Consider the following 26,996-nt stretch of genomic DNA (forward strand, 5'->3'; position numbering starts at 1 on the left):
AATAGCAGCTTATTAGCCCTGTTCACTCGTTGCTAGCCCGGCCAACATTATTGCTGAACGGTCCATCACCTGTCGTTTTTGCTCGTTAGATCCATCCCTTTATGCAAATCTACTTAGACTACAGCGCAACGACTCCCTGTTATCCACAGGTGATTTCAGCAATGGCTGCGGTGTGGCAAGAGCAGTGGGGCAATCCATCAAGTTTGCATGAGTGGGGTCAACGCGCAGCCACTGTGCTCGAAGAGGCACGCATGCAAGTCGCTGACTTAATCCATGCCTCTTCTGAGTCTATTATCTTTACCTCGGGTGGCACAGAGGCCAATAATTTGGCGATCATGGGCATCGCTAGAACCGTTGCTCAACCGCAGCATTTGATTATCTCTAGTGTTGAGCATGCTGCCATTGCCGAGCCTGCCAGGTTATTAGAACAGCAGGGATGGCAAGTAACCCGTTTACCTGTGGATGGGCACGGTCGGGTCGCTCCAGCGACCTTACAGGATGCACTGCAAGAGAATACCGTTTTAGTGTCTATCATTTATGGGCAAAGCGAAGTCGGAACCCTCCAACCCATTCAGGCCCTGGGGCAAATTGCTCGCGATCAAGGGGTGCTGTTCCATACTGATGCTGTCCAAGTCGTCGGCCGACTCCCCATAGATGTGCAGGCTTTACCGGTTGATTTAGTCTCGCTTTCTAGTCATAAGCTCTATGGTCCTCAAGGCGCAGGGGCCTTGTATGTGCGGTCAGGAACGCCACTGGTTCCCTTGCTTGCGGGCGGTGGACAAGAACAAGGATGGCGTTCGGGCACACCTGCTGTCCCCACCTTAGCGGGGTTTGGTTTAGCTGCTGAATTAATGGCTGAGCAGATGACGGCAGAACAAGAACGGCTGCTGCAATTACGCGATCGCATGTTGTCCCAACTGGCAACATCCCCCTATCTAATTCCCACAGGAGATTTTAACCATCGCCTCCCCCACCATCTCAGTTTTTGTTTGCCTCCTCATGCGCCAGCTCATATCACTGGCAAAACCTTAGTACGGCACATGAATCAAGCGGGAATTGCCATCAGCGCTGGCTCTGCTTGTCACAGTGGCACATTAGAGCCCAGCCGCATCCTCAAGGCCATGGGATACTCCGATCAGCAAGCCTTGACGGGTATTCGCCTAACGCTAGGAAAACACACCACCTCAGCAGATATTGACTGGACCACAACAGTGCTGCACCAGCTGTTAACTAGACTGTTGGCTCCAACGACTATGTCAGCTGCTGTCCCTCACTAAACCGTCTTAAGGCGCAACACCCACAGGTCGGCTAGTTTGAATTAACTGCATCGCATTGAGCTGAGCATGGGCCAAAAAGGCTAAGCTCACCATTGCAGCTAGATATAAACCAATCGCTAAACTCGTTTTAGAACAAATCCGAGAGGTAAAAGAATTCATATTAGGCTTGAGAATATGTGGGAGTGATGATGTCTATGATCAGCATGCCAAGGCTCAGGCACTTTGGACACCCTTTGCGATTTATCGTTATAAAAGCAGCCTGATTTTGTAAATAAAGATAACGTTATCTCGTGGATCAATCGTTAATAGAAGTTGGATGCGAGTCGTTCAACATCAAGGCTTGGTGCAGTTGCGCAATGTCTGATCGTAGGGTGTTTTGTCGGCAACGTTGTGCATCGGGGTCAGGAACAGATAAAACAGCTCTCAGGCCGTGGATATAAGCCGTTGGTAATCCCTGATTCATCGCTCCCACTACAACATAGGCTTTGTACCAATGAAAAGGGCTCAACGCATTATCTTTGAGCAGAGCAATGTAGGTAAAGGCAGTGATATTGCCTTGCGGGGTCACAACCTTCAGGGGGTGGCGAGCATAGCCCACGCCTAAGCTTTCTGCACGATCCAAGGCCGGAAGTTCTGTGGGATCGAGCTGAAATATCGCGCCCCAGACGCTATCTTCAGAACATCCCGTTGCTTCTATATTGCCTTTTCCCGAGCCATCGAGCCCTATCTTATTAAATCGCAGCCGATACCCTAACAGTTGGCCTTGACTGATCACCGTAGCGGAGGGCACTCGCTGCTGTAGACGAGCACGATATAAATTAGACCCATAGGCGAAGTAATGGACTGAGCTAGCCATAATCCGTCATGAATGGTCTACAAAGAATGGGCTATGCTGTGCTCGATAGACTTGCTTATCTTGATACATCGCTTGATCTGCCCAGTGTAAGAGTTCTGGTAAACTCCTGCCGTTATGGGGATGACAGGCGATACCAATACTAGCCGTAATGTGGAGTGTATGGGCCTCAATGTCTAGCGTTTGTTGCAGTCGAACGGCAATCCGCTCACGTGTATTATGGGCAGCATCCTGATTGGCTTGAAAGAGTAAGGCCACAAATTCATCTCCACCCAGACGGACAACAATATCGCCCTGGCGCACACAGGTTTTGAGACACTTCGCAACGTGAATGAGAACAATATCGCCAATATGATGACCGTAGGTATCATTAATGGGTTTGAAGTCATTCAAATCCACGTATAGCAATGCTACAGGCCAAAGTCCTTGGCCAGCACTACTGAGTGCCAGCTTGCCTGTAATTTCTAATTGTCGTCGATTACAAAGCCCAGTCAGACTGTCAAAGTAAGCAAACTGCTGCAGCTGCACCTGTTTTTGATGTTCTACCGTCACATCACGAATAATGACAACAGATCCCACTGGACGGTAACCCGGACTTTGTAAGGCGCGAATCTTAACCTCCTTGAATAGGGGGTGAGAAGGGTGAGAGAGTTCAATGGTGTCTGTTATTTCTACAGGCAGAGGAGTGGTCAGCAGATGCTGATAGGCTGGAAAACCCACAGCAAAAGGTTGACCTAGAACATCACGATGTTGGCTTTCCCGGTAAGCACTGGGATTTAAATCGACAATATGATGTCTGGTATCTAGAAAAATGACCGCATCTTCGGTATTTAAAAACACTGTGCGATAGGAAATCGGTGAGATCTCGAATAGTCTGCCACGGAACAGCCCCCTAATCATGATCACACTACTGAGTGCAAAGCTAATAGGTGTCAGATCTAAGCCATTGAGATGTACATCTGCCAGCAAGTACAACAAACTAGAGAAGAAGGGAATGATTGTGGCTGACAAAAGCACCAGGATTTGCTGCCGATAGATTTGAGAGCTAGCAAAATAGGTATTGAGTAGGACCCCGACTCCCCCTAGCAACAACAAGTAGTTATAGGGCATCATCACGTAACTAAACCACCAGCCATGCTGAATCATTAGCTGTGGGGCAGGAGTCCTGCCCAATTTAACAGAGGTCCAAATGAGGCCATGCAAAGGATCAGTAAAGGCAAAAAGCAGGCTGAGGAGAGGCACAACCATCAGCCATCGCATTTTCTGGTGAGAAAGACGAGCATCATGATGGGTGTACTGCAGGGTAAAGATAAACCAATAGGGCGCAAAAAAAGGAATGCCTAGATATTGCAGTTTTCCAAAAACGATGCGGGGAGTGGCTTGTATGCTCAGACATTCTAGAACCGAAAAAAAGCACCAGATACAGATGCTCACGATGCACCCAATAAAGGGTTTTGCGCCGGTAACGGATCGCTGTTGCCACATATAAATAGCAATACTGCCTGTCGCAATAGCTGAGATCGCAGGTAAAAGTGCTAGGAGGTAGTAAATCAGCATGATCCATCATGAATTAGCACTATCGTAGCCTATTCGGTATATCCTGCCTGAGCTTGGCGTCTTCCTATGGTTTGATGATTATGCACACGTTGTGTTTCGAGGTAGAAGAAGACATGCTGCGAAGAAGGTGAGACGAGCTTGCAGAAAGATAGCCAAATTGTGTTAGCCTAAATTGTGCCGAACCCTCGGCCAAATGCGGGTGTAGTTTAGTGGTAAAACCTTAGCCTTCCAAGCTAATGATGGGGGTTCGATTCCCCCCACCCGCTTTATCAAGTAATTCTGTACATTCCAGAATTATTTGTCCGTTTCTGTACATTCCAGAATTATTTGTCCGTTTCCCAGAATTAGTGTCACAAAAACATAGAAATGTGACTGGTCGAAGTGGATGTATGCGAGATCACTCGGCGAAGAATAAAACGCAGAACCCTTGCCCCTTAAAGCTTTCTCGATCTCTCAGACCCATCCAATCTCGATGCTAGTTTAATAATATTCCTAACTTTAAGAAGACCAAATAGAATGTACTGGTTCGTTTTCCAGAATTAGTGTCGTGTAACATTCATGAGGCTGGCGGCATGGCAGAGAAATCGAACCAAGTGTTGCACCGTAGGCAGAGTTACTGCCATCCGGCGGTCAAGCCGAACCGATTTGACTCCGAATACCACTCCTCCGAAAATCGGCGTGTGTTTAGTTTGTTGCAATAAACCCGTAGTGTTTACATTTAATCCGAAACAGTTCCTGAGTCAACTTGGTAGCGTCACACTGCCAAGAGGCGCAGAGGAAGCCGTACTATGCGTCTTTAAGACCAGCCTTCAAAAGGAAGAAGGGGACTGTCTGCGTCCTTTTTGTGTTCTTACCGAGCGCAGTCACGATCAGAACAGCACAAAATGGATTGATCCAATACGGGCTGAGACCGGTTTGCCAAAACTGAGCCAGCTTTCATGCTACGGAGTAAGAGCAATTCAGCTTGAAATGAGAGAGGACGAACTGACGATAGTTGGAATTACCGACGTCCCGCGAAGACAAATTCATGACAAGTTCATGGGGGTGATATGGGGTAGCTACCTAGAACTGGATGCAATGGGGATTGCAGATATTAGAGCTTGTCATGTGACACGGAAATCTATTCGTGAGACTGTCGAAACACCGATTGCGAGGTATCAGGGTGGTCGGTATTACACACGCAATTTTGAGGAAAAAACAGAGAAGGTGTTTTCTCAGAATGGAGGGGAGGTTAATAGATTTCTCGTTGAGCTGGAACGTCTTCCAGGTCAGCCAGTTCCTACTTCTGCGGGGTGCTATAACTACCCGTACTTCAGCGAGAATTTGCCGATCAGTATTTTCTCTGAAGATGTGTTTCATGGCCGACACGCCATGCATCAGGTATTTACTACAGCAGTAAGTCGATTGGCCAGGCGTGGTCGCGGAGGTGCAGCCATCGTTCTCGATGGTTCCGAGTCAATCGACAACGTAAAAACCATCAAGCCACCCGAATTGTTCGAGCATAGAGATCGAAACGGCACTGAGATGCCATGCACATCTGTCATTAACTGGACGGCATGGCAAGCCATTTGGCAGCACCTTGAGCAAGAGAGAAGACCGATTGATCAGCTCCCACAAGAATCTAAGGATAGGAAAGATTATGTGAAATGGATCATTGAAAGACTCTCTTACCAACTAAATGAGTACGCAAGTATGCTGTGCGACATGATGATCCCTGATGGGGCTTTAGTTCTGGGAAAATTCCTCGAACCCGTAGCAATGGGAGTCAAACTGGAAGTTTCGGATGTTGGGGATTTGAGCCAAGAAGCGAATGACTATTTGGAAAAAAATATGAAGGGGATGCGTCATCGGTCAATGGCTTCCGCAATTAATTGTCTGCCGCGTTCACACGGTTTTGTCATCTCAAATGACGGACCAGTTACACTGTTTCGAGGAAGAGAGGTCGAGGGAAAAGCCGTTGAGGTTTTGAAGATGTAAACATGCCCCCAACATCTGACGTAGGTGGTGTTGGGCCACATAACTATGGTTATACGACTGCGAGGCTAAAGGAGCATTGTTTCTAACAAGCTGACCCATTAAACGACCGGCCTCATGCCCTGCAAGTGATTTGTCGTTTGCTAGGAGCAATGCACTTTTCCAGAATTAATGTCACAAAATTAGAAATGTGACTGGTGGCTAGGAGATGTCTAGTAGATCATTCGGCGAAGAATAAAACGCGGAACCTTTTCCCCTCATAGCCTTCTGGATCTCTCAGACCTACCCAATCTCGATGCTAGTTAAATAATCTTCCTGACTCCAAGTGAATTAGATAGGATTTTGTGGTTCGTTTTCCAAAATTAGTATTGTGTAACGTCTGAGGTAACCGATTGCAAACGGAAACCGCTCCATTCGTAACCGACTGTTTTGAGTACTCCGGTTCACCGATTTGTTAGGCGTCGGCGTTCCGATCATTGGCACGCTTGGCTTCCCCGGATACGTGCATCGAATCTACTGCGTTTGCGAGCACTTGTGCATAAGGACCGTTCAGTTCTTCGGCAACAAACCCCGACGCAAGGCACTGAAACGTGTAGTCCCACAGAAACGCGAAATAGTGCTTGATTCTCTCCCAATACCTCGGATCATACTGATGATGGGCCGCGTTCGTTCTCTCTGCCTCTACCTTCCAAGGTGAGTTGTGAACAATACATAGCTGCCCCGGTGGGGCCTTTCCTGCCAGAGCTTGCGAGTCAAGTTCTGAGATATTGGGTGTCCCGTAGCAGACACTTTCAGGTTCTTGGAAACGCAGAACTACCCATCTACCGGGGACCCTGGCAGGATAGACGAAAAACACAGCTAGGCCGTCCGATAAGGCGGTCCCTTCTGGTTGGCCATGGCCATATGCTATTGGCCACTCGATCGGTTCTACGGTCACTTGGTTGAAGTCGAACACTTGTATATACGGTAGCCTGACTATAGTTATACGACTGACTGACGTATAAATCCTCTACATAGAATATTAGATTTCAAGTGTCGTGTAATGCTCTGATTTGGATAGAAAAGCGACACATTGGTAGTTATCACTTATCTATTAGCTCACTAGAAATATCCATCTCAAGAACAACAGTGCCATCAATAAAATTTGTAGATTTGGCACTGAAGACAAGAAATGACACCTAATTCTGGAAAGTCCTATAAAGAATTGACATTTAATTATGAAAAGATAATCAGTTGAGAAAAAAACTAAATTTCTCCGAAGTCCTTATCTGATATATTCCTCAAAGATTTAAAGCTGTGACATTAATTCCAGAAAAGTGTCATTTAATTCTGGAATGTACAAATTCTGGCTCGAATCTTTTGGTTTAACTTGTAAAGGACTGACTTTTCCCAGCCACATCATCAGTAAGGTCAAGGGTGTAGCGATATCATCCGTCTTAATGGATATGGCAGTCTGGGCTGCTACTGCGTAGCAAAGATTTACATCAGGGATAGCTGACTTCAGGTCTTCAAGATTGGCTTACTCAGATTTTGTTTTATTTCTGTAAACAATATCGAAATAGCTTCCTACTTTTGCCCGGCTAGCAAACTTATCACGAGCGTATTCAGAGTATCCATTCTCCATCATAAACGCGCTGATATCTGAGAGCTGACAGCAGCCTCCATAAGACTCAAAATCTGGCACTTCTAATTTGATAAATTCAAAATGCTTTAAAACAGGAAGACTACCCTGTAAGACCAGCATCTCTGATCCTTGCGTGTCCATAATGAGCGCTTGGTAACGCGTTACATCTATTTGTTCTTTTTTGAGAAGTGAGTCCAAAGTGATGCTAGCGAGAGAAAGAGTAGTGGTGAACTCAATATTAGGCCAAATCTCTTTATGCCCTTTCAAATCTAGAATGGACGAGGATTGCCCATTATTATTGGAGATAAAAAAGTCATATTTCTGATGGTCAACTTCTGTCACTAGATATTGAAATGCGCGCTGTTCTTTATAGCCGCTCAAGTTGGCTTGGAGTTGAGTAAAAACCTCAGGGATGGGCTCAATCCAAATAACATCTAAATCGTACTTTTTATAGAGATTCCGTTCTTGTCCAACATTAGCGCCAATATGAATCACCCCAGTAACCTGTTGTAGGAATTGGTTTGGGTCTTCTGCTAATGCTTTCCTAATGCGATATAAAAGTATTTTGCTTTTAGCAACAATCATCATTCAATTTCTGCGTTTGCTGCAGCAAGGTACAACAATCACAACTGAATAAAACTGCTCCTAACGTATCACCAAGGTAATCGCTTGTCTATTCAATCTTAGGGGAGGGGTGAATGAAAAAAAGCGCGTTTAGTTCAACGTGGAAGCCCCGCGCCATACTCTTTGATTTGGCGTCAGGAGATCGAGCGCATGACCGCAGGGAGTCATTCAAGGGGATGTATTACTCCCCTTGAAATTGGCTAGACTGCAAGTCTGTTCTGCATGACAGCTTTTTGAACTTAAATCTTCGTTCGTTCTTTCTTACCGCGAATGTTTGAGGAAAAAGTCAACGATCATGGCACTCGCATTGATATCCTTCGACACCCTACCTATCAATCTGGGGCTTAGATATTGCGCACCACCGGGCCAAGAGTGGCCTCCACCAATCACTTTGACGAGAGTGACCTCTGTCTGATCAGCACAGCCGGTATATTGCTCCATTTCAACCCTTGTCCCATCGTTAGGATCCGTATCAGGGAGTGATGTTCTCTTGGGTGTAGCCTGACAGTGATTGCGAAGGCGAAAATGCTCAATGGTATCGGTCGTTGAAAGGATTTCGCCTCGACTACGACCCAACCGAAACAGACGAACATGCCCGCCCTGATAAGGCACAATTGGATCCTCCGTGCCGTTGATGAACATGGCGGAAATCGGTTGCTTAGGAGTCTGATGCTGTAGAGCGAGGGGAAGTTGGGCAGTGACAGGTGCGATCGCAGCAATTTTGTCCGATAAATCTAGCGCCAAGCGCACTGACATAAACCCACCATTAGAAATGCCAGTAACGTAGACCCGTCGAGCATCAACGCCATACTCCTCAATCATCTTGTCAATGACCTTGGACAAAAAGCCAACATCATCGTAGGATTTATTGCGCTTCAGATGCGGAGTCCGCCCGTCACTCCATTGGCGATTTATGCCATCGGGGAAAACCAAAATGACACCTCGCTGATTCGCAAGGGTCTTGAACTGGTCTTGAGAAAGCTTTTGATCAAACTGGCGGCCCGTTCCCCCTCCTCCATGCAGGGCCAATACCAATGGCAGCGACTTCTGTCGGTTAAACCCTTCCGGTAAGTAAATATGATAGGTTCGCTGGATGCCTTCATGCCTAACCCGTTTCGTTAGGCTGTTTGCAGGATTGCTCTTTGAGTTTGGGGGCGTTACGGAACTGGCCTGGCAGCCAATACACAAGAGGATGGATGACGACACCATACAAACGCCAAGACCCACTGCCCCGACCGTCCGTCCAAATCCCTTCATATCAGCAACTCCTCTGCACCTCTTGAATGGGGTGAGCCTCTCACCCAAATGAACTTCACCTAAGGCTTAGACTGGCTGAGCAGGAGTAAGGTTCAATCCGGCCAGACTTTATTGGATGTCAACCGGATCAGGCGTCCCTTGCAAGCGGCTCTCACGCCGGAAGCAGCTACTTTTTAGCCTCAGCTGTGGATTTGATCTGCAATTCTTTCAGCTGCTTCTGATCCACATTGGAAGGGGCTTGAGTGAGTAAGCAACGCGCCTGCTGGGTTTTGGGAAATGCAATGGTGTCTCGAATCGACTCTTCACCGCTGAGAAGCATGGCCAAGCGATCAATACCATAGGCAATCCCGCCGTGGGGAGGGGCACCAAAGTTAAAGGCATTCAGCAAGAACCCGAATTTATCCTGGGCTTCCTCCTCTGATAAGCCAATGGCATCAAACACTCGCCGTTGCAAATCCGCTTGATAAATTCTCAGACTTCCACCGCCAATTTCCAGACCGTTATAGACCAGGTCATAGGCTTGAGCACGGGCTGTTTTGAGATCTGCTGCATCTTCAGGGTAAGGCGCTGTAAAGGGGTGGTGGAGCGCTTCTAGCCGCTTTTCATCGGCGTTCCACTCGAACATGGGGAACTCGGTAATCCACAGTAGATCGATTTGGTCAGGATCAATCAGATTCATCTCTGCACCCAACGCTAGACGCAACCTGGAGAGAGACGCATTCACGATCTCCGTAGGACCTGCGCCAAACAGAAGTAGATGACCCGGCTTGGCTCCGGTCCGCTCTAAAAGTTCTGCCGTTTGCTCTGGAGAGAGGTTGTCTTTAATCGCCCCAATTGTATCGATGGCCCCATCGTCTTTGACCCGGATATAGGCCAGACCTTTGGCGCCACCGGCACTGGCTTCAGAAAATAAATCGCCACCCGGTTTAATGCGAACGTTAGAAATATTGGCATTGCCATCAGGGATGGGCAGAACTTTAACTTGTCCCCCTTTTTTAATCGCCCCCGAAAATACCTTGAAGCCTGAGTCTGCCAATAAGTCAGAGACATTCACTAACTCAAGTTCAAACCGGGTATCTGGGCGATCGGTGCCGTAGCGTTCCATCGCTTCGCTATAGGTCATCTGCGGGAAGGTCTTTGGTAAGTCAATATCTTTCAGGGTCTTGAAGACATGCCGCATTAAGTCTTCGTTGAGCTGGATGATTTCTGCCTGAGACATAAAGCTCATTTCCATATCCAGCTGGGTAAATTCCGGCTGGCGGTCGGCGCGCAAATCCTCATCCCGGAAACAGCGGGCAATTTGGTAATAGCGGTCAAACCCCGATACCATCAGCAATTGCTTAAAAATCTGGGGAGACTGCGGTAGTGCAAACCATTCTCCTGGATTGGCTCGACTGGGTACTAGATAGTCTCGTGCACCTTCGGGAGTGGAGCGTGTTAGGACTGGGGTTTCAACATCCACAAAGCCTTGCTGATCTTCTAGGTAGCGACGGATAGATTGCATCAACCGATGCCGCATCATAATGTTTTGGTGCATGCGATCGCGGCGCAAATCCAAATATCGATACTTAAGGCGTAGCTCTTCTTTGACCGATTCTTCATCAGCTGTCGAGACCTGAAAGGGCAACTGCTGATGCACGGCATTGAGCAGTTCAATCTGATCGGCATAGATCTCCACCTCACCCGTGGGTAGCCGAGGATTAAGAGAATCATCGGGGCGGCGACTTACCTTCCCCTGAATGCGCACCACATATTCATTGCGCAGGGCATCGGCTTGGGGATAGGCGTCAGGCGTGCGTTCTGGATCACTGACAATTTGGATAATCCCGGTGCGATCGCGCACGTCCAAAAAAATCACCCCCCCGTGATCGCGACGACGGTCTACCCAACCACAGAGGGTAACCCGTTCACCCACATGATCATTTCGTAATTCACTGCAATAGTGGGTTCGCATATTGGATTGATCTCGCTCCCGCTTTAAACAACAAGGTTCTCCCCACCAACAGGGAGGTATCATTGCACCTTGGCAAACTCACCTATTATCGCAGCTATTCTCTATGGATGCAGCTCTAGACTGAAATCAGTGAATGAGGGTTATATCGGCTTGCTTTAGGACAACTAGAATTATTACCGTCTAAGAGTTTGCCGGATTTATTCAGGTGGCATAGAGTGCAGAGCCCTTTTAAACGGTGAGCCGAGCCGTTAAAATCCACCAGGGTTAGACTTGACTACTATGGTCGTAATTCTAGAGTAGTGAAAGTTCATTAATTAGTCTTTTGGTAATGACATAACATTTCATTTACACAAGAGCCTTGAGATTGAAGTGAGTGAAATAGAATTACAGGAATCTTGTACCCAAGCACAGCCACTGGTTGAGCTGCTTCGACGAGAACTGAACTGCCGAACGGTGCCAATTTTTATTGCCCTTGACGGGCGCAGTGGCTCTGGAAAGTCAACAATAGCCTCAATTGTGGCTGACGAATTGAATGCTGATTCTTCAGAAGAAGCGATTGTTACCGTGATCGAAGGCGATCAATTCTACGGTGGTGGTAGTGCATCAACATGGGATGCGATATCTATTGACCAAAAGATTGATCGGGTCATTGACTGGCAGCGTCAGCGCCTACTACTAAAGTCTTTGCGAAACCAAGGTACGGCTGTTTGGCAGTATTTCGATTGGGACAGTGATGACTGGGATGCAGACATCATTCCCCTGAAACCTCAGCCGATACGATGTGTTGCAACACCAGTAGTACTCCTAGAAGGTGCGTATAGCGCTCGACCAGAACTGTCGGATTTACTCGATATTCGCGTCTTACTCAATATCCCTACACAGGTGCGTCGCGCACGTCTCCTAAAGCGAGAGGGAGAGGCATATCGAGACGACTGGGAACGTCGCTGGGCAGCAGCTGAAGATTATTATTTCGGCTCAATTACACCAGCCCATGAGTATGATCTTGTGCTAGGTCAAGCTGATGAACAGTCGTAAAACAGCTGTCTTGAGTTTCACAACGAACTGAGTTTCGGCAGCTTAAGATCTAAGCTCAAGCACCAACTTCTGTGTGGATTGGATGCAGAAGATTTAGGATCTAGAGTGAATAGCTGTATAACCTGTCATTCACCCCTGTGACCGATTCTGCTTCCCCCTCGACCCTACTTAAAAATCGCGATCGCTTAGAAGCCAGGCTGCGAGAAATTCCCCCTGAGCCCGGTGTCTACTTTATGCGCGATGCCAACGATGACATTCTCTACATCGGCAAGTCGAAAAAACTGAGAAACCGCGTGCGGTCCTACTTCCGCCAAATTCAAGACCATCCTCCTCGGATTGAACTGATGGTGCATCAGGTCGCCGATATTGAATTTATCGTCACGGATACCGAAGCCGAAGCGTTAGCGCTGGAAGCTAACCTGATCAAACAGCACCAGCCCCACTTTAATGTGCTGCTCAAAGACGATAAAAAATACCCGTATCTTTGCGTCACCTGGTCGCAAACCTATCCTCGGATTTTTATTACTCGCAAGCGGCGTTTGGGGAATGCCCAAGACAAATATTACGGTCCCTATGTCGATGTTTGGCAGTTGCGACAGACCTTGCGCTTAGTCAAACGTCTTTTTCCCCTGCGCCAGCGACGAAAACCGCTCTTTAAGGACCGTCCTTGCCTCAACTATGAAATTGGTCGCTGCCCAGGCGTTTGCCAAGAACTGATTTCACCCGCCGCCTATCGGCACACCCTGCAAAAAGTGGTCATGATTTTTCAGGGCCGTACCAGCGAACTGATCCAGACCCTGTCACAGCAAATGGAAGCAGCCGCCGAAGCGCTCAATTTTGAACAAGCGGCCCGACTGCGCGACCAAATTAAAGGCTTGCAAGGGTTGGGCGCCGATCAAAAAGTGGCCTTGCCGGACGATACGATTTCGCGAGATGCCATTGCCCTCGCGGCGGACGATCAATGTGCCTGTGTCCAACTCTTCCAGATTCGATCAGGACGTTTAGTGGGCCGACTTGGGTTTATGGCTGATGTTCAATCTGGATCGCTGGGGATGATTTTGCAGCATGTTCTTGAAGCCCATTATGGCAGTGCCGATCCCGTAGAACTGCCCACCGAAATCCTGGTCCAAACCGATCTTCCAGAAACAGATTTACTGACCAGCTATCTCAGTCAACGGAAGGGTCGCAAAGTCAGCATTGTCTGCCCACAGCGGCAGCTCAAAGCCGAACTAGTTGAGATGGTAGGACGCAATGCCCAATATGAGCTGGCTCGGATGCAGAAGAGTCGCGATCGCAACATCCAAGCCCTCCAAGACCTGGCGACTTTGCTCGATCTACCTGACCTGCCTCACCGCCTTGAATGCTACGACATTTCTCATATTCAGGGATCTGACGCTGTCGCTTCTAGAGTCGTCTTCCTCGACGGTCTACCCGCTAAACAACATTATCGGCGGTACAAAATTCGGAATCCCCACGTTCGCGCTGGTCATTCTGACGACTTTGCCAGCTTGGCAGAGGTGCTACATCGCCGCTTTCGCCAATATCAGGAGTCCCCCGATATCCCTCGGCAAGGAACGGCTGACTGGCCAGACTTAGTGGTCATCGATGGGGGCAAAGGGCAATTATCAGCGGTGATGACGTCTCTAACCAAATTAGAGGTGGCGGAAGACCTACAGGTGATCAGCCTAGCCAAGCAACGAGAAGAGATTTTCCAACCCGGTGCGAGTCACCCCGTACCTACCGATGCGGAACAGCCCGGAGTTCAACTGCTTAGACGATTGCGCGATGAAGCCCATCGATTTGCCATTAGTTTTCATCGGCAAAAACGGCTCGATCGAATGAGGCGGTCTCGCCTCGACGATATTCCAGGCCTCGGGCACCACCGCCAAAAGGAATTGTTAGCCGCCTTTCGTTCAGTTGACTATATTCGGGAGGCCAGTCCAGAACAGCTGGAGAATGTTCCTACGATTGGCCCTCATCTGGCTCAGAAAATTTATGATTACTTCCATCCTGCCTAAGGTGTGGTCAGTGATGATTTCAGCAAAAAAGCCTTGAGCAAGCGTTTGTAGAGAGAGAAAAACCTCAAACTTCTATCGACGATAAAGTGTCTATTTATTGAACACTTCTCTACTACAGCTGAAAATGATATTTGTCTCGCAAGCGTGTTTTTAAAATGATTTCAAGGTGATCCCCGTCTACTCAGTATCTGACATCTCAACTTCTGATCATCAGACAATTCTGTGCCTTTTAAGGGCTGGGGATCATTTGGGGATCAATTTAAAAAATCATTAAAATACCTACAAGTTTCAATTCAGCCAATGCTATAAATGTAGGGGATCAAGCTTAGAAACTTTTTCACTTATATTTTAAATCGTAATTTCTTAATAATTTCTTTCTTTTTCTACCTCTGAATCACCATCTGTTTCCTCATTTAAGATAAGGACTTTAATTATGAGCCGCATAGAAAAAATCCGCTGCCCTAACTGTGGCAGTGAATATGGCGAGCGCCACTATATTGATAATCTGACCCGTACGCAATGCGTGGCCTGTGATTATTTGATGATTACAGATGCTACAACCGGCGAAGTTGTGGAAGCGTATGCACCAGGTCTATATATGAGCAGCTGCTCCTCTTCCTCCTAACAGATTACGGTAGCTCTACCGATGTGGGTTTAGCAATATGGGGTAACCCCCAGCCTAATTTTTCGCGCAAAATTTTGAAAAATTCAGGCGAGCCTAAGCGGATAAAGCGGGCTGCATAGGGAGATTTGTGAATCCGAACGCGCTCGCCAGGCGAGATGTAGCACCCTGCATTGCCATCCACGGCCAGCACCAGCTGTTGTTGGTTAGCAGGGAAGATTCCTACCGGTTCCGTATCAGCAAAAACCAGCGCCCGCGAGGCCAAAGAGTGGGGGCAAATCGGGATCAGCTGCATAACCGGCACACCCGGCGCAATCACAGGTCCGCCAGCTGCTAAGGCGTAAGCTGTCGAGCCCGTTGGCGTGGAGACCAACAAGCCATCAGCCGCAATATCCACCACGGCATGTTCGCCCACCTCAATTTCAAAATGGCACATGCCCGTTAAGGGCTCTTTATGCAGCAGCATCTCATTGAGAGAAAGCGCTTCCCAAAGCACTTTGTCGCCACTGACGACTTGGACGGTTAACGTTGCTCGTTCTTCAATAGAGAAGTCTTCTTCTAACAATAGATCAAAGACTTCGTTCAGTTGATTGACATAGGTTTCAGTCAAAAAACCCATATGCCCCGTATTTACGGTCAGCATCGGGATATTGCAGGGGGCTAACTGCCGTCCTGCAGATAGCACGGTGCCATCCCCGCCTAACACAATGGCAAACTTAACGTCCTGATCGAATCCCGCAGGAACTAATTCGTCAATGGCAGAGAAACAGACGGGATGTCCCGGTCGGGAATAACCCAAAATACCGCCGACACCTGTGGCCATACTGACTTGCCAACCACAGGCTTGAAACTTTTCTTTGAGCTCTGTCGCTATTCGGCAAGCGAAGGGCTTGAGATCGTTATAGATGATGCCAGCTTTCGCCACGCTCAAGATTCAACCTATCGTTATGAAGATGGAGTTTTGAAAGGGCTTCGTTTGCGAGATTGCTTTTGATTCTTTTCGTATTCCAGTTGTTTCAGTTTTTTGAGAATACGATCAAAATATTCTTGCATATAGGCTTCGAGTGTTGAAATGCTAGCTTCATCAATCCCAAAGGTCTTGTAAGTCTCCGCCATAGGAACAGTGATAGGAGCTTGCGAGGTAATCACTTCGCTAAATGCTAAGCGATCCGCAATATTCCAACTCCACTGAAAGAAACGAGCTATTTTTTCGCCACTTCTGAGTAAATTAATCGGCATACGGGTGATTTTTGCCGGTTGATTGGCTAGATTTTCGCACAGCTCCACAATCTGATCGGGAGACCAGTCTTTGGGCCCCGCTAAATCATAGGTTTGGTTTTCTGTTTCAGGGTGAGAGAGGGCATTCACCGCAAATTTAGCAATATCCTGTGTATCCATGTAGGCCGAAGAGGTGGCCTCATTCATGACCCACACAGATTGATCTTCTAAAATCGGGATTGCATATTGGCCAATCAGCCCTTGAAAGAAACCACAGGGCCTAAGGATGGTGTAGTTTAATCCTGATTCTTTAAGAAACAACTCAGTACAGTGCTTAATATCCATCAGCGGCACATTGGGATAATGCTCTGCCCCCAAGATGGAAAAGAAAATAAACCGCTGAATCCCTGCAGCTTTGGCAGCTTGAATCAGAGAAACTTTGCCGTCCCAGTCTACCTCCCGAATGCTAATCGAATCCGTGGCTCGAACTGTGGCGGCATCAATCACAACGTTGCTACCTTCCATGGCCAACCTGAGCGTTTCAGGGTTCCGCAAGTCACCTTTGATCAATGAGGCTCCCCATTCTCTCAGGAAGGTAGCTGCTCGTGGGGCACGCACTAAACAAGTGACCTCATGTCCCTCGTCTAAGGCGCGACGGACAATTTGCCTGCCTAGTGTTCCGGTGGCACCGACAATTAATAGATTCATGAGGTCTTAAATACAAATCTTAACTTTTGTAATATTTTATCAGAAAGATGAGATCTTCATGGGCTGAATCGGCAGATCCTCATCTATTACGATCCTACAACTTAGGTAGGTTAGTTCGTGGGTTGAAGCGGCGGAGGTGGGCAAGTTGCTCATATAATTCTCGCTCGGCTGCACTGAGATCGGGGGGTGGCGTAATTTGAATCTTAACGACGAGATCGCTGGCTCCCCCTTTCGCCCGAGGCCAGCCTTTACCCCGTAATCGTAGCGCTTGTCCAGACTTGATGCCAGCCGGAATATTCATTCGGACAGTGCCCGTCAGCGTTGGCACATCGATCTGCCCCCCTAACACCGCTTCATCGGGCGTAATCGGCAGCTCACAGAGAATATTATCCTGATCAAATTTAAAGAAGGGATGGGCATCAAGCTTGATTTTAAGGTAGAGATCGCCGCGAGACTGCGTCAGGGGATTCATTTGTCCCTTCCCTTTTACTCGAATGCGGCTCTCGGGTTTGGTACCGGGTGGGATCCGCACTGTGATGGTTTCAGTCCCACCAATGGTGAGCCGCTTTTCTACTCCGTTTAATGCTTCGCTAAAGGTCAACCTGAGGTCTGCTTCGGAATCAGCAGAGAGGCCCGGTGAGTTGAAACCCGAAAAGTCTTGAAATCCAAAACCAGGTGAGCTAGAGGTACTGGTTCGGTAGGAGTAGCTTCGTTCGGTTGAGGTGGATGCCCCTGACCCAAATCCGCCTGAGAATCGGCCTAATAATTCATTGATAAAGTCATCAAAACTACCGTACTGCCCAAAGTCAAAATCAAAGCCGCTGGCTGAACCCCCAGCTTGGTTCCAATACTGACCAAACTGATCGTATTTTCGACGTTTGTCTGGATCCGAGAGCACCTCATAGGCTTCATTAATTTCTTTGAATTTGGCTTCAGCCGCCTTATCCCCAGGATTCATATCTGGATGATATTTGCGAGCTAGTTTCCGAAACACCTGTTTGACTTCGGTTTCACTTGCGGATTTACTGACCCCCAGTATCTTGTAATAGTCTTTGAAATCCGTGGAAGGCATCGGTGATACTCCTCAAGGCAATAGTTAGAGTCGACAAATCAGGCAAGGCCATAGGCTGTGCTCTCATTCCTGACGGGCAATGGCCAGAAATCATTGATATAGATCTCTGTTGAAGTCTAAGGTAGCCATCTCTAGCTCATCTTTAATATTGGCTTAACGTCAATATTGGCCTAACGTCTGCTCCCATCTTTCGATTCAAAGGCTGGCAGGAGGGGAGATTGGAAAAGAGCTTAACTTCACCCTAGCAAGATTCAGCGGGTCAGCGGTTCGGTTTTCACTAAAATCTGGCGTGATATATCCGTACTGCACCAGTACGGTTGAGGAGCGATGTCTTCCATAGACGTCTGCCCCATCACACGTATGGTTTTTTCATCTGATATGGGGATTAGGCGAGGATACCGATGCCGAGCAGGATGCCACTGACAAAATGAAAGGCCACAGCAATAAACTTACAATTGCTGACGTAGCGCGGTTGATCATGAAACTTCAAGACATGCTGGCATAAGTAGAAGGCCAACGGGAAGCTCGCTAAGGTCAACAGTGCACCGAGGGGAAAGAGGTGGAGGGCCGTAAATATCCCAATTAGGCCAAAGATACTGCCGCAAATCCACGGGAGGAGACGAGCCCCTCGTTCAGTGCCCAAGCGAACAATCGGTGAACGTTTGCCTGCAGCCAGATCATCCGCCACTTGATGGAAGTGAGAACAGAGCAAAATAAGACTGGTGGTCAGCCCAACGATGATGGATGCGGCCCAACTATGGGCTGACCACGATTGGGTTTGACTATAGTAGGCAGCAGAGACAGCTAGGGGACCAAACGTAACAAAACAAATAATTTCTCCTAACCCTTGATACCCCAGGCGAAAGGGTGGTCCCTGATAGGTATAGCCCAGAAAACAGCTACATAAAATGAGTCCTAAAACCGTGACATCCTGTTGCCACCAAGCAATCGCTAAAATACCGAGACATCCCAAGCCGAGGAATAGATTGGCGAGCCAGAAAATTAAGGACTGATTTCCCGTCAAATTCACCAAAGAATGGGGTTTATTCACGTCAATTCCGGTATCAGCATCAAAGACGTCGTTGGTCAGATTGAGCCAAGCAATAATCAAAATCGCCGCACTGAGGAATGTCCCAAAAATGACCCCATTGATAGACTGTTGATCCGACCATGCGATCGCAGATCCCACCCAGATCGGAATAATGGCCACACTATACATAGGCGGTTTCAGCGCAGCCAGCCACAATTTTGAGGGAGAAGCGGGCACAGACTTGGTCGTCATAAATTCAGGTTAAGAGGGACATTATTGTTTAGGGTACAGGATTGCCTCTTCCTAAGCATTTGTGACAAAGGGATAGATGAACCACACTGGATGCCCCTTTCAATGGTTAGATGGAATAAAGGTAAGAGTCCTGTGGTTGAGCGGTGGCGATGGCGCAAGACTTTGAACTTTAACATTGGAGGTAACCCGCACTCCCAGCGATCCACCTTGCTATCCTCGATTTCATGACAGTCACTTCTTTTTCTGCCCATTTATTTCAGGACCGCAGGTCAATCCATGAGTTTCTCGCTTCCTGCCGTACCATTGCCATTGATAAAGAGCATGCCCAGGTCGTCAGCCTGTCTCTGGAAATCCCCCAACTTGATGCCCTAGCTGTTCTCAGTCTCTTACAGCAGCCTGACCGTCCTTATTTTTACTGGGAAAAGCAATCTCAAGGCACTGCGATCGCAGCCACCGAACCGCTGCTGCATTTACAGGTGGATGGGGCACAGCGCTTTACGCAAGCCCAGCATTTTATTTGCACCTCCTTAGTCGATACGGTATCGGCTGGCGCGCTACATTTGCCCTTTGCCGGGCCACATTTTTTCTGTAGCTTCACCTTTTTTGACCAGACCCATCGGGAAGCCCGTTTATTTCCTGGTGCTTCCGTGTTTTTACCTCGTTGGCAAATTGCCTGTGATCAAGACCAAGCGGTATTGGTCGCCAATGCCATCGTTGATGCAGAGACGCCTTTAGAGAAGCTAGCTCGAGAGATCTGGCAACGGTGGCAGCTGTTGCAGACCCCAAGACGCTGTCCGTCGCCGCGATCGCAACCGACGAACTTTGCCTATCCACTGTTGGCCAATTCTGACGCCTTTACGACGGCAGTGGCCGATACCTTAGAACATATCGAAGCCGAGAAACTGCAAAAGCTGGTGTTAGCTCATACCCTGGATGTCAAAACACCACAACCGCTGGATCTTTGTCATGCCTTAGGCACCCTCAGGGCGCGCTATCCAGAATGCTATGTGTTTGCCGTCAGCAACGGCCAAGGACAAAACTTTATCGGGGCCAGTCCTGAGCGGTTGATTGAATTGCGCGATCGCCACCTCGTCACCGATGCGCTGGCTGGATCTGCCCCCCGAGGTCATTCTCGCGCCGATGATGAAGCGCTCGGCCACCAGCTCCTCAACAGCAAAAAAGATGGGCACGAGCATCGGGTGGTCCTCGACTTTATTCGCGATAGTCTCTGGGAGTTGGGCATTACCCCCCAAGTGGCCTCCCTGCCACATTTGCTGCAACTCCCCAATATTCAACATCTACGGACGTTGATTACAGCTGAGGTTCCCCAACATTTGCATCTGCTGGAAATTTTAGCGGCGCTACACCCTACACCCGCCGTCGCCGGGATGCCGCGAGAAATTGCCCAAGCCCAAATTCACCGCCATGAACCCTTTGAGCGCCATCTCTATGCCGCCCCGTTAGGATGGATTGATCATCAAGGCAATGGCGAATTTACAGTGGGTATCCGGTCCGCGCTAATCAATGGATTTCAAGCCCGGCTCTATGCTGGCGCTGGTATTGTGGCCGGGTCCGATCCACAACGAGAACTCGCCGAAATTCAGCTCAAGCTCCATACCCTGCTAGATGCGCTGATGTAGGTCGAGTTACGCTAAGCGCGTGCGCGCCATATAAAAGCCACAAATAGACTTGGCATCAATCGGTACCCCGTCCAGAATCGCGGCCTCCAATTCTTCTGAGGTCATCAACACCGTTTCAATATCTTCATCGTCATCCTGCGCCGGTGGGTGCTCCAATAACTCCAAATCCTGAGCCAAAAACGCATAGATAATTTCATCCGAATACCCCGGTGCTAAAGGAAACTCCCCCAGCTTTTGCCACTGATGGGCTCGATAGCCAGTCTCCTCCTCAATCTCTCGCCGAATCGTTACCGCCGGATCTTCATGCACTTCCACCGTTCCCGCCGGGAATTCCAACAGCCGTCCCTGCAAGGCAAAGCGATATTGCTTCACTAACACAAACTGCCCGTCTTGGGTTATTGGCACCGCCATTGCTCCACCGGGATGCCGCACACAGGACCAATCCCCCTCACTTCCATTTGGCAACCGCAGACGATTGGCCTCGAAGGTATATTTGCGACCATCGTAAAACATCAGTGGCTTGAGGATTTCAGGCGGTTCTTGGAATAAAGACATAGGTTGAAAGTTAAGTGTGGCGGTCAGAGTTTAAAGCTAAACAAGAGCGAATGGGTGCCTTGTGACCCTCCACAGAATGACGCTAGCTAATCAGACAGTTGCTGAACTCCTGTATAGTCTACAGCTTTGGCAAGCTCGGCAATGGTTTGTTCCTGAACGGGGTGCACCCAGCCTGGACAAATTTCCGCCAAAGGAGCCAACACAAAGGCGCGTTCGTGCAGAAAGGGATGTGGCACCGTCAGGGTTGGCGTTTGAATCACCCGGTCTCCATACAGCAAGAGATCTAAGTCTAAGGTGCGGGGTCCCCAACGTTGGCGCCGCACGCGTCCAAACTGGGCTTCAATCTGCAGGAGCTTCTCCAGCAAGGGCTGCGGTGAGTAGGTCGTCAACAAACTGACACAGCCATTGAGGTAATCCGGTTGAGGGGGGCCAACGGCTGCGGTTTGAAACCAGTGAGATTGGGCCTGGACGGTGATCTTGGGATCTTGGCTGAGTTGGTCAATCGTAGCCACTAAAATGGCCCGAGAGTCTCCTAGATTGCTACCGAGTGCGATCGCAACAGGATGCTCGGATTTTGGGTCTGTTGGCACCATATTGATTCTGGCTAAATATCGGATTGTATCGCTGACGATGCGCCCAGAAAATAATGCTTTGTCTTGAAGACCTCACTGATCCTGATCATGCATCGTCACGGGGAGGCTAGGATATACATGGTTCCTGGAAGCTGTTATGCTAGACACTCTAGAAGTTTCTAGCTTTGCCACTTAGTTTTCTGGTGATTTTCTAGAGCGTTCTAGACCCTTTTTTTATTTATTAATAGCCTCCCTACTGAGTTCGACTCAATTATCCGTGGAGTTACAACACATTTTTAAATCTTCTAATCCCATTATTGGCGTTGTTCACCTCCTGCCACTCCCCACCTCCCCTCGTTGGGGTGGAAGCCTCAAGGCTGTCATTGCCCGGGCTGAGCAGGAATCAGCAGCGCTTGCTGCTGGAGGGGTGGATGGCCTGATTATTGAAAATTTCTTTGATGCTCCGTTTACCAAAGAGAACGTCGATCCAGCCGTCGTCAGTGCGATGAGTCTCGTCGTGCAGCGGGTCAAAAATCTTGTACCGTTGCCCATTGGCATTAACGTGCTACGTAATGATGCCTGTAGCGCTATGGCGATTGCATCCTGTGTGGAAGCCCAATTTATTCGGGTCAATGTGCTGACAGGCGTTATGGCCACGGACCAAGGTCTGATTGAAGGCGAAGCCCATCGGCTGCTGCGCTATCGCCGCGAACTCGGCAGTGACGTTAAAATTTTCGCCGATGTGCTCGTTAAGCATGCTCGTCCCTTAGGCGTACCGAACTTAACCACAACGGTACGAGAGACCATTGAGCGAGGCTTAGCCGATGGCATTATTATCTCGGGGTGGGAAACAGGCAGTCCCCCCAATTTAGGCGACCTAGAGCTAGCCGTGGATGCCGCTAAAGATGTTCCTGTCCTGATTGGCAGCGGTGCCACTTGGGAAAATATTCCCAACCTGATTCAAGTGGCTGATGGAGCCATTGTCTCCAGTTCTCTCAAGCGGCATGGTCAGGTGGAACAGCCGATTGATCCCATTCGAGTCAGTCGATTTGTGGAAGCCATGCGGCGAAGCTTAACCAATCAAGATCCAGCGAAAGCGAAGTCATCGGTTATGCTCAGTTCTGATTGACGTCCTCTCCCCCCAACCCTAACGGGTATGGTTGGAGATTCCCCGGATCACTCCAAAGGTTTCCTCGCGGCTTCAGTCCGGGGTGGAAAATTGCCTCGGGCAGATTTATCTGCCGTGAAATATTCACGATAAAATAGCAACGTGAAAACGTTCAAGTTTAAAGAGGCAGGATCTCTGTCTCTGGGAGTAGGCGATGTTAGACCGTCTCAGACGGCAGTTGCTGCTTGAGTCCCGAATCCCCCCACTGAAGATGGGGGGAGTGGATCAATACGCTCAATTGTCCTGTCCAATTCCTCTTGACAATAGATTTAGAGCAAAAAATCGCTAATTTACGAGCATCGCTGCGGCCCGGTCAGCGTGAATTAGCTGATTGGCAAGCCGGTCCCTTAGCGGTTTCTGCTGTGCCAGGAGCCGGGAAATCCTACGGGATGGCTGTGGCTGCAGCCTTGACCTTAGCCCGTCAGCAACTAAATCGCGCCCAGCAGCTTGTGATTGTGACCTTTACCCGCTCGGCAGCCACTCACCTGAAGCAGCAGGTTCGTCAGCATTTACGCGAGTTGCAACTGCCCATGAGTGGCTTTACAGTCCAGACCTTACATGGATTGGCCCTCAACATCGCCTCGCGCCATCCTCAACTGTCGGGCATTCATTTAGAACAGGTCACCCTGATTACCCCGAACCGCCACCATCGTCTGTTGCGGCAATGTGTTGAGCAATGGGTGGCGGATCACCCTCAGCTGTATCAAGCCTTACTGGTTCAAGGAGCCTTTGATGGTGAAGAAACAGAACGTTTACGCCGACAGTCTGTGTTGAGATCTGATTGTTTGCCAGAGTTGGCTGCGATCGCCATTCGCGAAGCCAAAAGTTCAGGTCTCAGTCCCCAACAGCTCTATGCCCTCGCCGAACAGAGGCCAGACGAGATCCCCGTGCTGGAGATTGCCGCTGGACTCTACGAGCGATATCAGCGATTGCTCCACTCCCAGCAACTGATTGACTACGACGATATGATTTTGGCTGCCCTCCAGGTCTTGGATAATCCGAGTGCGCGCCAAATCTGGCAAACGCAAGTCTTTGCCGTCTTTGAAGATGAAGCGCAGGACTCCACCCCCTTGCAGTCTCGCTTGCTCAATCTATTGGCAAAGGACCTCTCCACAGCTGCTCCCAATCTCGTGCGTGTCGGTGATCCCAACCAGGCTATCAACTCCACGTTTACCCCTGCGGATCCGATTTTCTTTCGCCAGTTTTGTCGACATAGTCAGGGGCAGCATCGGCTAGCCACGATGAATCAAGCCGGGCGTAGCTCCGCCGTGATTATTGAGGCCGCCAACTTTATGTTGGACTGGATTAATCAGTCCCAACTGGCAGGGCAAGAACAGCCTTTTCAGCCACAGGCCATTCAATCCGTTGCCCATAATGATCCCCAAGCCAATGCCAATCCAGCGCCCCAAGGGCAAGGGTTAGAAATTCTAACGCCTGAGGATGTTTACCAAACCGCCGACTTAATCGGGCAGCGGGTCTGTCAGTTGCTAACCGATCATCCCGAGGCCAATGCTGCTGTTTTGGTGAGAGAAAACAAACAAGGTAGCTTTCTCGCCGAACGCTTTAATCATCCCGATCAAACGGTTAGTCTAGCGGCCCACGGCATTGACATCCTCGATGTGGGGGGCGGTAGCCGCCAAACGCAAGTTCCCTTACAAATGCTGACGGTCTTACAGTTTTTGGCGCGTCCCCATTCTCCTGACACCCTCAAAGCCGCTCTGCAAATCTTTGTGGATCGACAACTGATTCCCGCCCAAGACGTGCATCCCTTGGCCAGTCAGCCGGAGACGTTTCTTTATCCTGGACCTCTCGATTCACCTCAACCGGATAAAGTCCAGGAGGCCCGTCGCTTTTGCTGTAAATTATTGCGATCGCGCTGGGAATTGCCCCACTATCGGCTGATTTCATTTTTGGCGCTGGCCATGAAGTACAATCCTGCCGAGCTAGCCACGGCGGATAAATTGGCAGCCCGCCTCGCGCAACAAGCTGCCGGTGCGCCGTCGATGACCACCACCTTACCGATTTTGCAAGAACTGATCAGTGCTGAACGGTTTGATCCCGTTGAGGTGGACGAGGTGGAATCCCAATATCTACGTCCCCGGCAACTGACGATTATAACGATGCATAAAGCCAAGGGCTTGGACTGGGATTTTGTGTTTCTACCGTTTTTACATGCCCGGATTATTCCTGGAGAGTTGCGGGTTCCGGCTGCTAGCCAATTTCTCGGTCCCTTTAGTTTGGCAGAGGTGGCCCGCGCCCAGATTCGAGCTAGTGTGCATAACCACTCGCCCTTACCGAATATCGAAACGGCTTGGCAGCGGGCCAGCGATCTCAAAAGTGCAGAGGAATTTCGCCTGCTCTACGTCGCTATGACTCGTGCCAAGCGGTTGTTATGGATGTCTGCCGCTCAGCAGGCCCCCTATAACTGGAACTGGTTTGATTGGCAGCGCCAAACCAAGCTAGAGGGGCAACGTCCCTGCCCCATCCTCGACCCTTTACAAGCTCAATTTCCTCAATCTGTTCGACGAGTTGAATCGTGAACCGATCTAAAAAATTGCTTAGGAAAATCATCCTGTTCGAAAACGCCCTGTACTGTGGATAGTATTGAGCGATGCGATCGCAAATCGCTCCGTCAAGTTTGCACAGGCACTTTATTCTCTACAGCCCTCTCAATCCATCGGTTAGTAGTTCTCTCCCCCTTGAATCAGCATGGGTTGAGGATATGGCATTGATCGGGGTGGATCCGCCCATCATCAAGCTGACAGCACCAACACCCAGGTTCCACTCTCACCCTTAACGCCATCCCATCCGTCGCAACGGGTCACGATCCAGATCTGACCGCGCTGCCTACGATTCATATTCAAAGGAGATCCTGGCAACTCTGTTTACTGTCCCTTAGTTGAGGTTCCCAATGGTTATCAAACTAGGTATCAACGGTTTTGGCCGCATCGGTCGACTCGTCTTTCGAGCCGGGATCAGCAATCCCAATATTCAATTTGTCGGTATTAATGACTTAGTGCCTCCCGAGAACATCGCTTATCTCTTGAAATATGACTCTACCCACGGTCCCTTTCCAGGAACAGTCGCCGCAACCTCAGACGGAATTATTGTCAATGACCAATTTATTCCCTGTACTTCAATCCGCAATCCTGAGGAACTCCTCTGGGAACAGCAAGAGGCTGAGTATGTGATTGAAGCCACGGGATTGTTTACCACGTACGACACGGCTGCCAAACATTTAGCAGCGGGGGCGAAACGGGTTGTTATTTCAGCCCCGACCAAGGAAAAAGATCCTGAGAAGGTGCCCACATTACTGATGGGCGTCAATCACTCCCTCTACGATCCCCAAAAACATCGGATCGTCTCCAACGCCAGTTGCACCACGAACTGCTTGGCTCCAATTGCTAAGGTCATTCACGACAACTTTGGCTTTGCAGAAGGCTTGATGACTACGGTTCATGCTATGACTGCAACCCAGCCCACCGTCGATGGCCCCAGCAAAAAGGATCTGCGGGGCGGCCGGAGTGCGGCACAGAATATTATTCCGGCCTCGACGGGTGCAGCCAAAGCCGTTACTCTAGTCTTACCAGAACTCCAAGGCAAGTTGACGGGGATGGCCTTACGCGTTCCCATCCCTGATGTTTCTGTGGTGGATTTGACGTTTCGAACCGAACGGTCCACCACCTATGCAGATATCTGTGCGGCTATGAGGACGGCTGCCTTTGGCGAACTCCAAGGGGTTTTGGGATATACCGAAGATGCCGTTGTGTCTACGGATTTCACAGGTGATCCCCACTCCAGCATTTTTGATGCCGGGGCAGGCATGGAACTCAACTCCAATTTCTTTAAGGTCGTGGCTTGGTACGACAACGAATGGGGATATTCCAATCGCATGATTGATTTGATCCTATCGATGGTAGCTAAAGAATCAGAAGTGATGGCTGTAGCTTAAGGGCTGAGCCATATCTCCAAACTCAATCTCACGC

21 protein-coding genes and 1 tRNA gene are annotated in these 26,996 nt (G+C 49.1%); 10 read left to right on the plus strand and 12 right to left on the minus strand.

Translation table 11 applies throughout. The features are described from left to right. Positions 1-101 precede the first annotated feature (101 nt). Positions 102-1,277 carry a cysteine desulfurase family protein gene (locus tag Q0986_RS03380; RefSeq protein ID WP_299403799.1) on the plus strand — a complete coding sequence of 392 codons (1,176 nt, stop codon included), beginning with the start codon at positions 102-104 and terminating at the stop codon, positions 1,275-1,277. A gap of 6 nt (positions 1,278-1,283) precedes the next feature. On the opposite strand, the gene Q0986_RS03385 is transcribed toward Q0986_RS03380, so the two are convergent. The 3 genes from Q0986_RS03385 to Q0986_RS03395 all read right to left on the minus strand — a co-directional run bounded on the left by Q0986_RS03385 (position 1,284) and on the right by Q0986_RS03395 (position 3,687). After that, on the minus strand, positions 1,284-1,436 hold the full coding sequence (locus tag Q0986_RS03385; RefSeq protein WP_299403802.1) for a hypothetical protein: 153 nt from the start codon (positions 1,434-1,436) through the stop codon (positions 1,284-1,286). Between the two features lie 136 nt (positions 1,437-1,572). Beyond that, entirely contained in the window at positions 1,573-2,133 is a 561-nt protein-coding gene (locus Q0986_RS03390; protein ID WP_299403806.1) for a gamma-glutamylcyclotransferase family protein, read from the minus strand. Positions 2,134-2,139: 6 nt separating this feature from the next. Next, a complete protein-coding gene (locus tag Q0986_RS03395; RefSeq protein ID WP_299403811.1) occupies positions 2,140-3,687 on the minus strand; it encodes a histidine kinase N-terminal 7TM domain-containing protein in 1,548 nt (515 codons plus the stop codon). A gap of 195 nt (positions 3,688-3,882) precedes the next feature. Here Q0986_RS03395 and Q0986_RS03400 point away from each other — a divergent pair. Then, positions 3,883-3,953: transfer RNA gene (locus tag Q0986_RS03400), tRNA-Gly, on the plus strand. Between the two features lie 379 nt (positions 3,954-4,332). Then, positions 4,333-5,664: a hypothetical protein gene (locus Q0986_RS03405; protein ID WP_299403815.1), complete on the plus strand. Its 1,332-nt coding sequence runs from the start codon at positions 4,333-4,335 to the stop codon at positions 5,662-5,664. Between the two features lie 1,516 nt (positions 5,665-7,180). Here the strand turns inward: Q0986_RS03405 and Q0986_RS03410 are convergent. The 3 genes from Q0986_RS03410 to aspS form a co-directional block, all read right to left on the minus strand. After that, positions 7,181-7,873, minus strand: a complete 693-nt coding sequence (locus tag Q0986_RS03410) for an FkbM family methyltransferase (protein ID WP_299403819.1) — start codon at positions 7,871-7,873, stop codon at positions 7,181-7,183. 297 nt (positions 7,874-8,170) lie between these two features. Further along, on the minus strand, positions 8,171-9,166 hold the full coding sequence (locus Q0986_RS03415; RefSeq protein ID WP_299403823.1) for a PHB depolymerase family esterase: 996 nt from the start codon (positions 9,164-9,166) through the stop codon (positions 8,171-8,173). Between the two features lie 166 nt (positions 9,167-9,332). After that, the gene (aspS, locus tag Q0986_RS03420) at positions 9,333-11,120 is read right to left on the minus strand and encodes an aspartate--tRNA ligase (RefSeq protein WP_299403827.1); all 1,788 of its coding nucleotides are present in this window, start codon (positions 11,118-11,120) and stop codon (positions 9,333-9,335) included. 369 nt (positions 11,121-11,489) lie between these two features. Between aspS and Q0986_RS03425 the strand changes: the two genes are divergently transcribed. The 3 genes from Q0986_RS03425 (at position 11,490) to Q0986_RS22875 (ending at position 14,798) form a co-directional block, all read left to right on the plus strand. Beyond that, entirely contained in the window at positions 11,490-12,155 is a 666-nt protein-coding gene (locus Q0986_RS03425) for a (d)CMP kinase (RefSeq protein WP_299403832.1), read from the plus strand. A 137-nt stretch (positions 12,156-12,292) separates the two neighbouring features. Beyond that, on the plus strand, positions 12,293-14,173 hold the full coding sequence (uvrC, locus tag Q0986_RS03430; RefSeq protein WP_299403837.1) for an excinuclease ABC subunit UvrC: 1,881 nt from the start codon (positions 12,293-12,295) through the stop codon (positions 14,171-14,173). Between the two features lie 433 nt (positions 14,174-14,606). Next, positions 14,607-14,798, plus strand: a complete 192-nt coding sequence (locus Q0986_RS22875; RefSeq protein WP_366918503.1) for a hypothetical protein — start codon at positions 14,607-14,609, stop codon at positions 14,796-14,798. Positions 14,799-14,802: 4 nt separating this feature from the next. Here the strand turns inward: Q0986_RS22875 and Q0986_RS03435 are convergent, their stop codons facing one another. From Q0986_RS03435 to menA, 4 genes are all read right to left on the minus strand, one after another. Continuing rightward, positions 14,803-15,720, minus strand: coding sequence for an NAD(+) kinase (locus Q0986_RS03435; RefSeq protein WP_299403842.1), 918 nt, complete (start codon positions 15,718-15,720; stop codon positions 14,803-14,805). A 20-nt stretch (positions 15,721-15,740) separates the two neighbouring features. After that, the gene (locus Q0986_RS03440) at positions 15,741-16,721 is read right to left on the minus strand and encodes an SDR family oxidoreductase (RefSeq protein WP_299403846.1); all 981 of its coding nucleotides are present in this window, start codon (positions 16,719-16,721) and stop codon (positions 15,741-15,743) included. A gap of 94 nt (positions 16,722-16,815) precedes the next feature. Continuing rightward, positions 16,816-17,793 (minus strand): DnaJ C-terminal domain-containing protein, encoded by a 978-nt coding sequence (locus tag Q0986_RS03445; protein ID WP_299403850.1) that lies wholly within the window; start codon positions 17,791-17,793, stop codon positions 16,816-16,818. A gap of 385 nt (positions 17,794-18,178) precedes the next feature. Next, entirely contained in the window at positions 18,179-19,075 is an 897-nt protein-coding gene (gene menA, locus Q0986_RS03450; RefSeq protein WP_299403855.1) for a 2-carboxy-1,4-naphthoquinone phytyltransferase, read from the minus strand. A 224-nt stretch (positions 19,076-19,299) separates the two neighbouring features. On the opposite strand from menA, the gene Q0986_RS03455 reads away from it, so the two are divergent. Then, positions 19,300-20,715: an isochorismate synthase gene (locus tag Q0986_RS03455; RefSeq protein ID WP_299403859.1), complete on the plus strand. Its 1,416-nt coding sequence runs from the start codon at positions 19,300-19,302 to the stop codon at positions 20,713-20,715. 6 nt (positions 20,716-20,721) lie between these two features. Here the strand turns inward: Q0986_RS03455 and Q0986_RS03460 are convergent, their stop codons facing one another. Both Q0986_RS03460 and folK read right to left on the minus strand, forming a co-directional pair. Further along, a complete protein-coding gene (locus tag Q0986_RS03460) occupies positions 20,722-21,270 on the minus strand; it encodes an NUDIX hydrolase (RefSeq protein ID WP_299403863.1) in 549 nt (182 codons plus the stop codon). A gap of 86 nt (positions 21,271-21,356) precedes the next feature. Beyond that, positions 21,357-21,863, minus strand: coding sequence for a 2-amino-4-hydroxy-6-hydroxymethyldihydropteridine diphosphokinase (folK, locus tag Q0986_RS03465; RefSeq protein WP_299403868.1), 507 nt, complete (start codon positions 21,861-21,863; stop codon positions 21,357-21,359). 256 nt (positions 21,864-22,119) lie between these two features. On the opposite strand from folK, the gene btpA reads away from it, so the two are divergent. From btpA to gap, 3 genes are all read left to right on the plus strand, one after another. Then, positions 22,120-22,971, plus strand: a complete 852-nt coding sequence (btpA, locus tag Q0986_RS03470; protein ID WP_299403871.1) for a photosystem I biogenesis protein BtpA — start codon at positions 22,120-22,122, stop codon at positions 22,969-22,971. A gap of 296 nt (positions 22,972-23,267) precedes the next feature. Continuing rightward, positions 23,268-25,550, plus strand: coding sequence for an ATP-dependent helicase (locus Q0986_RS03475; protein ID WP_299403874.1), 2,283 nt, complete (start codon positions 23,268-23,270; stop codon positions 25,548-25,550). Positions 25,551-25,921: 371 nt separating this feature from the next. Further along, the gene (gene gap, locus Q0986_RS03480; protein ID WP_299403877.1) at positions 25,922-26,962 is read left to right on the plus strand and encodes a type I glyceraldehyde-3-phosphate dehydrogenase; all 1,041 of its coding nucleotides are present in this window, start codon (positions 25,922-25,924) and stop codon (positions 26,960-26,962) included. The last annotated feature ends 34 nt before the right edge of the window (positions 26,963-26,996 follow it).

It is taken from the genome of Acaryochloris sp. IP29b_bin.148 (genome assembly GCF_028285565.1).
Taxonomy (GTDB): Bacteria; Cyanobacteriota; Cyanobacteriia; order Thermosynechococcales; family Thermosynechococcaceae; genus Acaryochloris.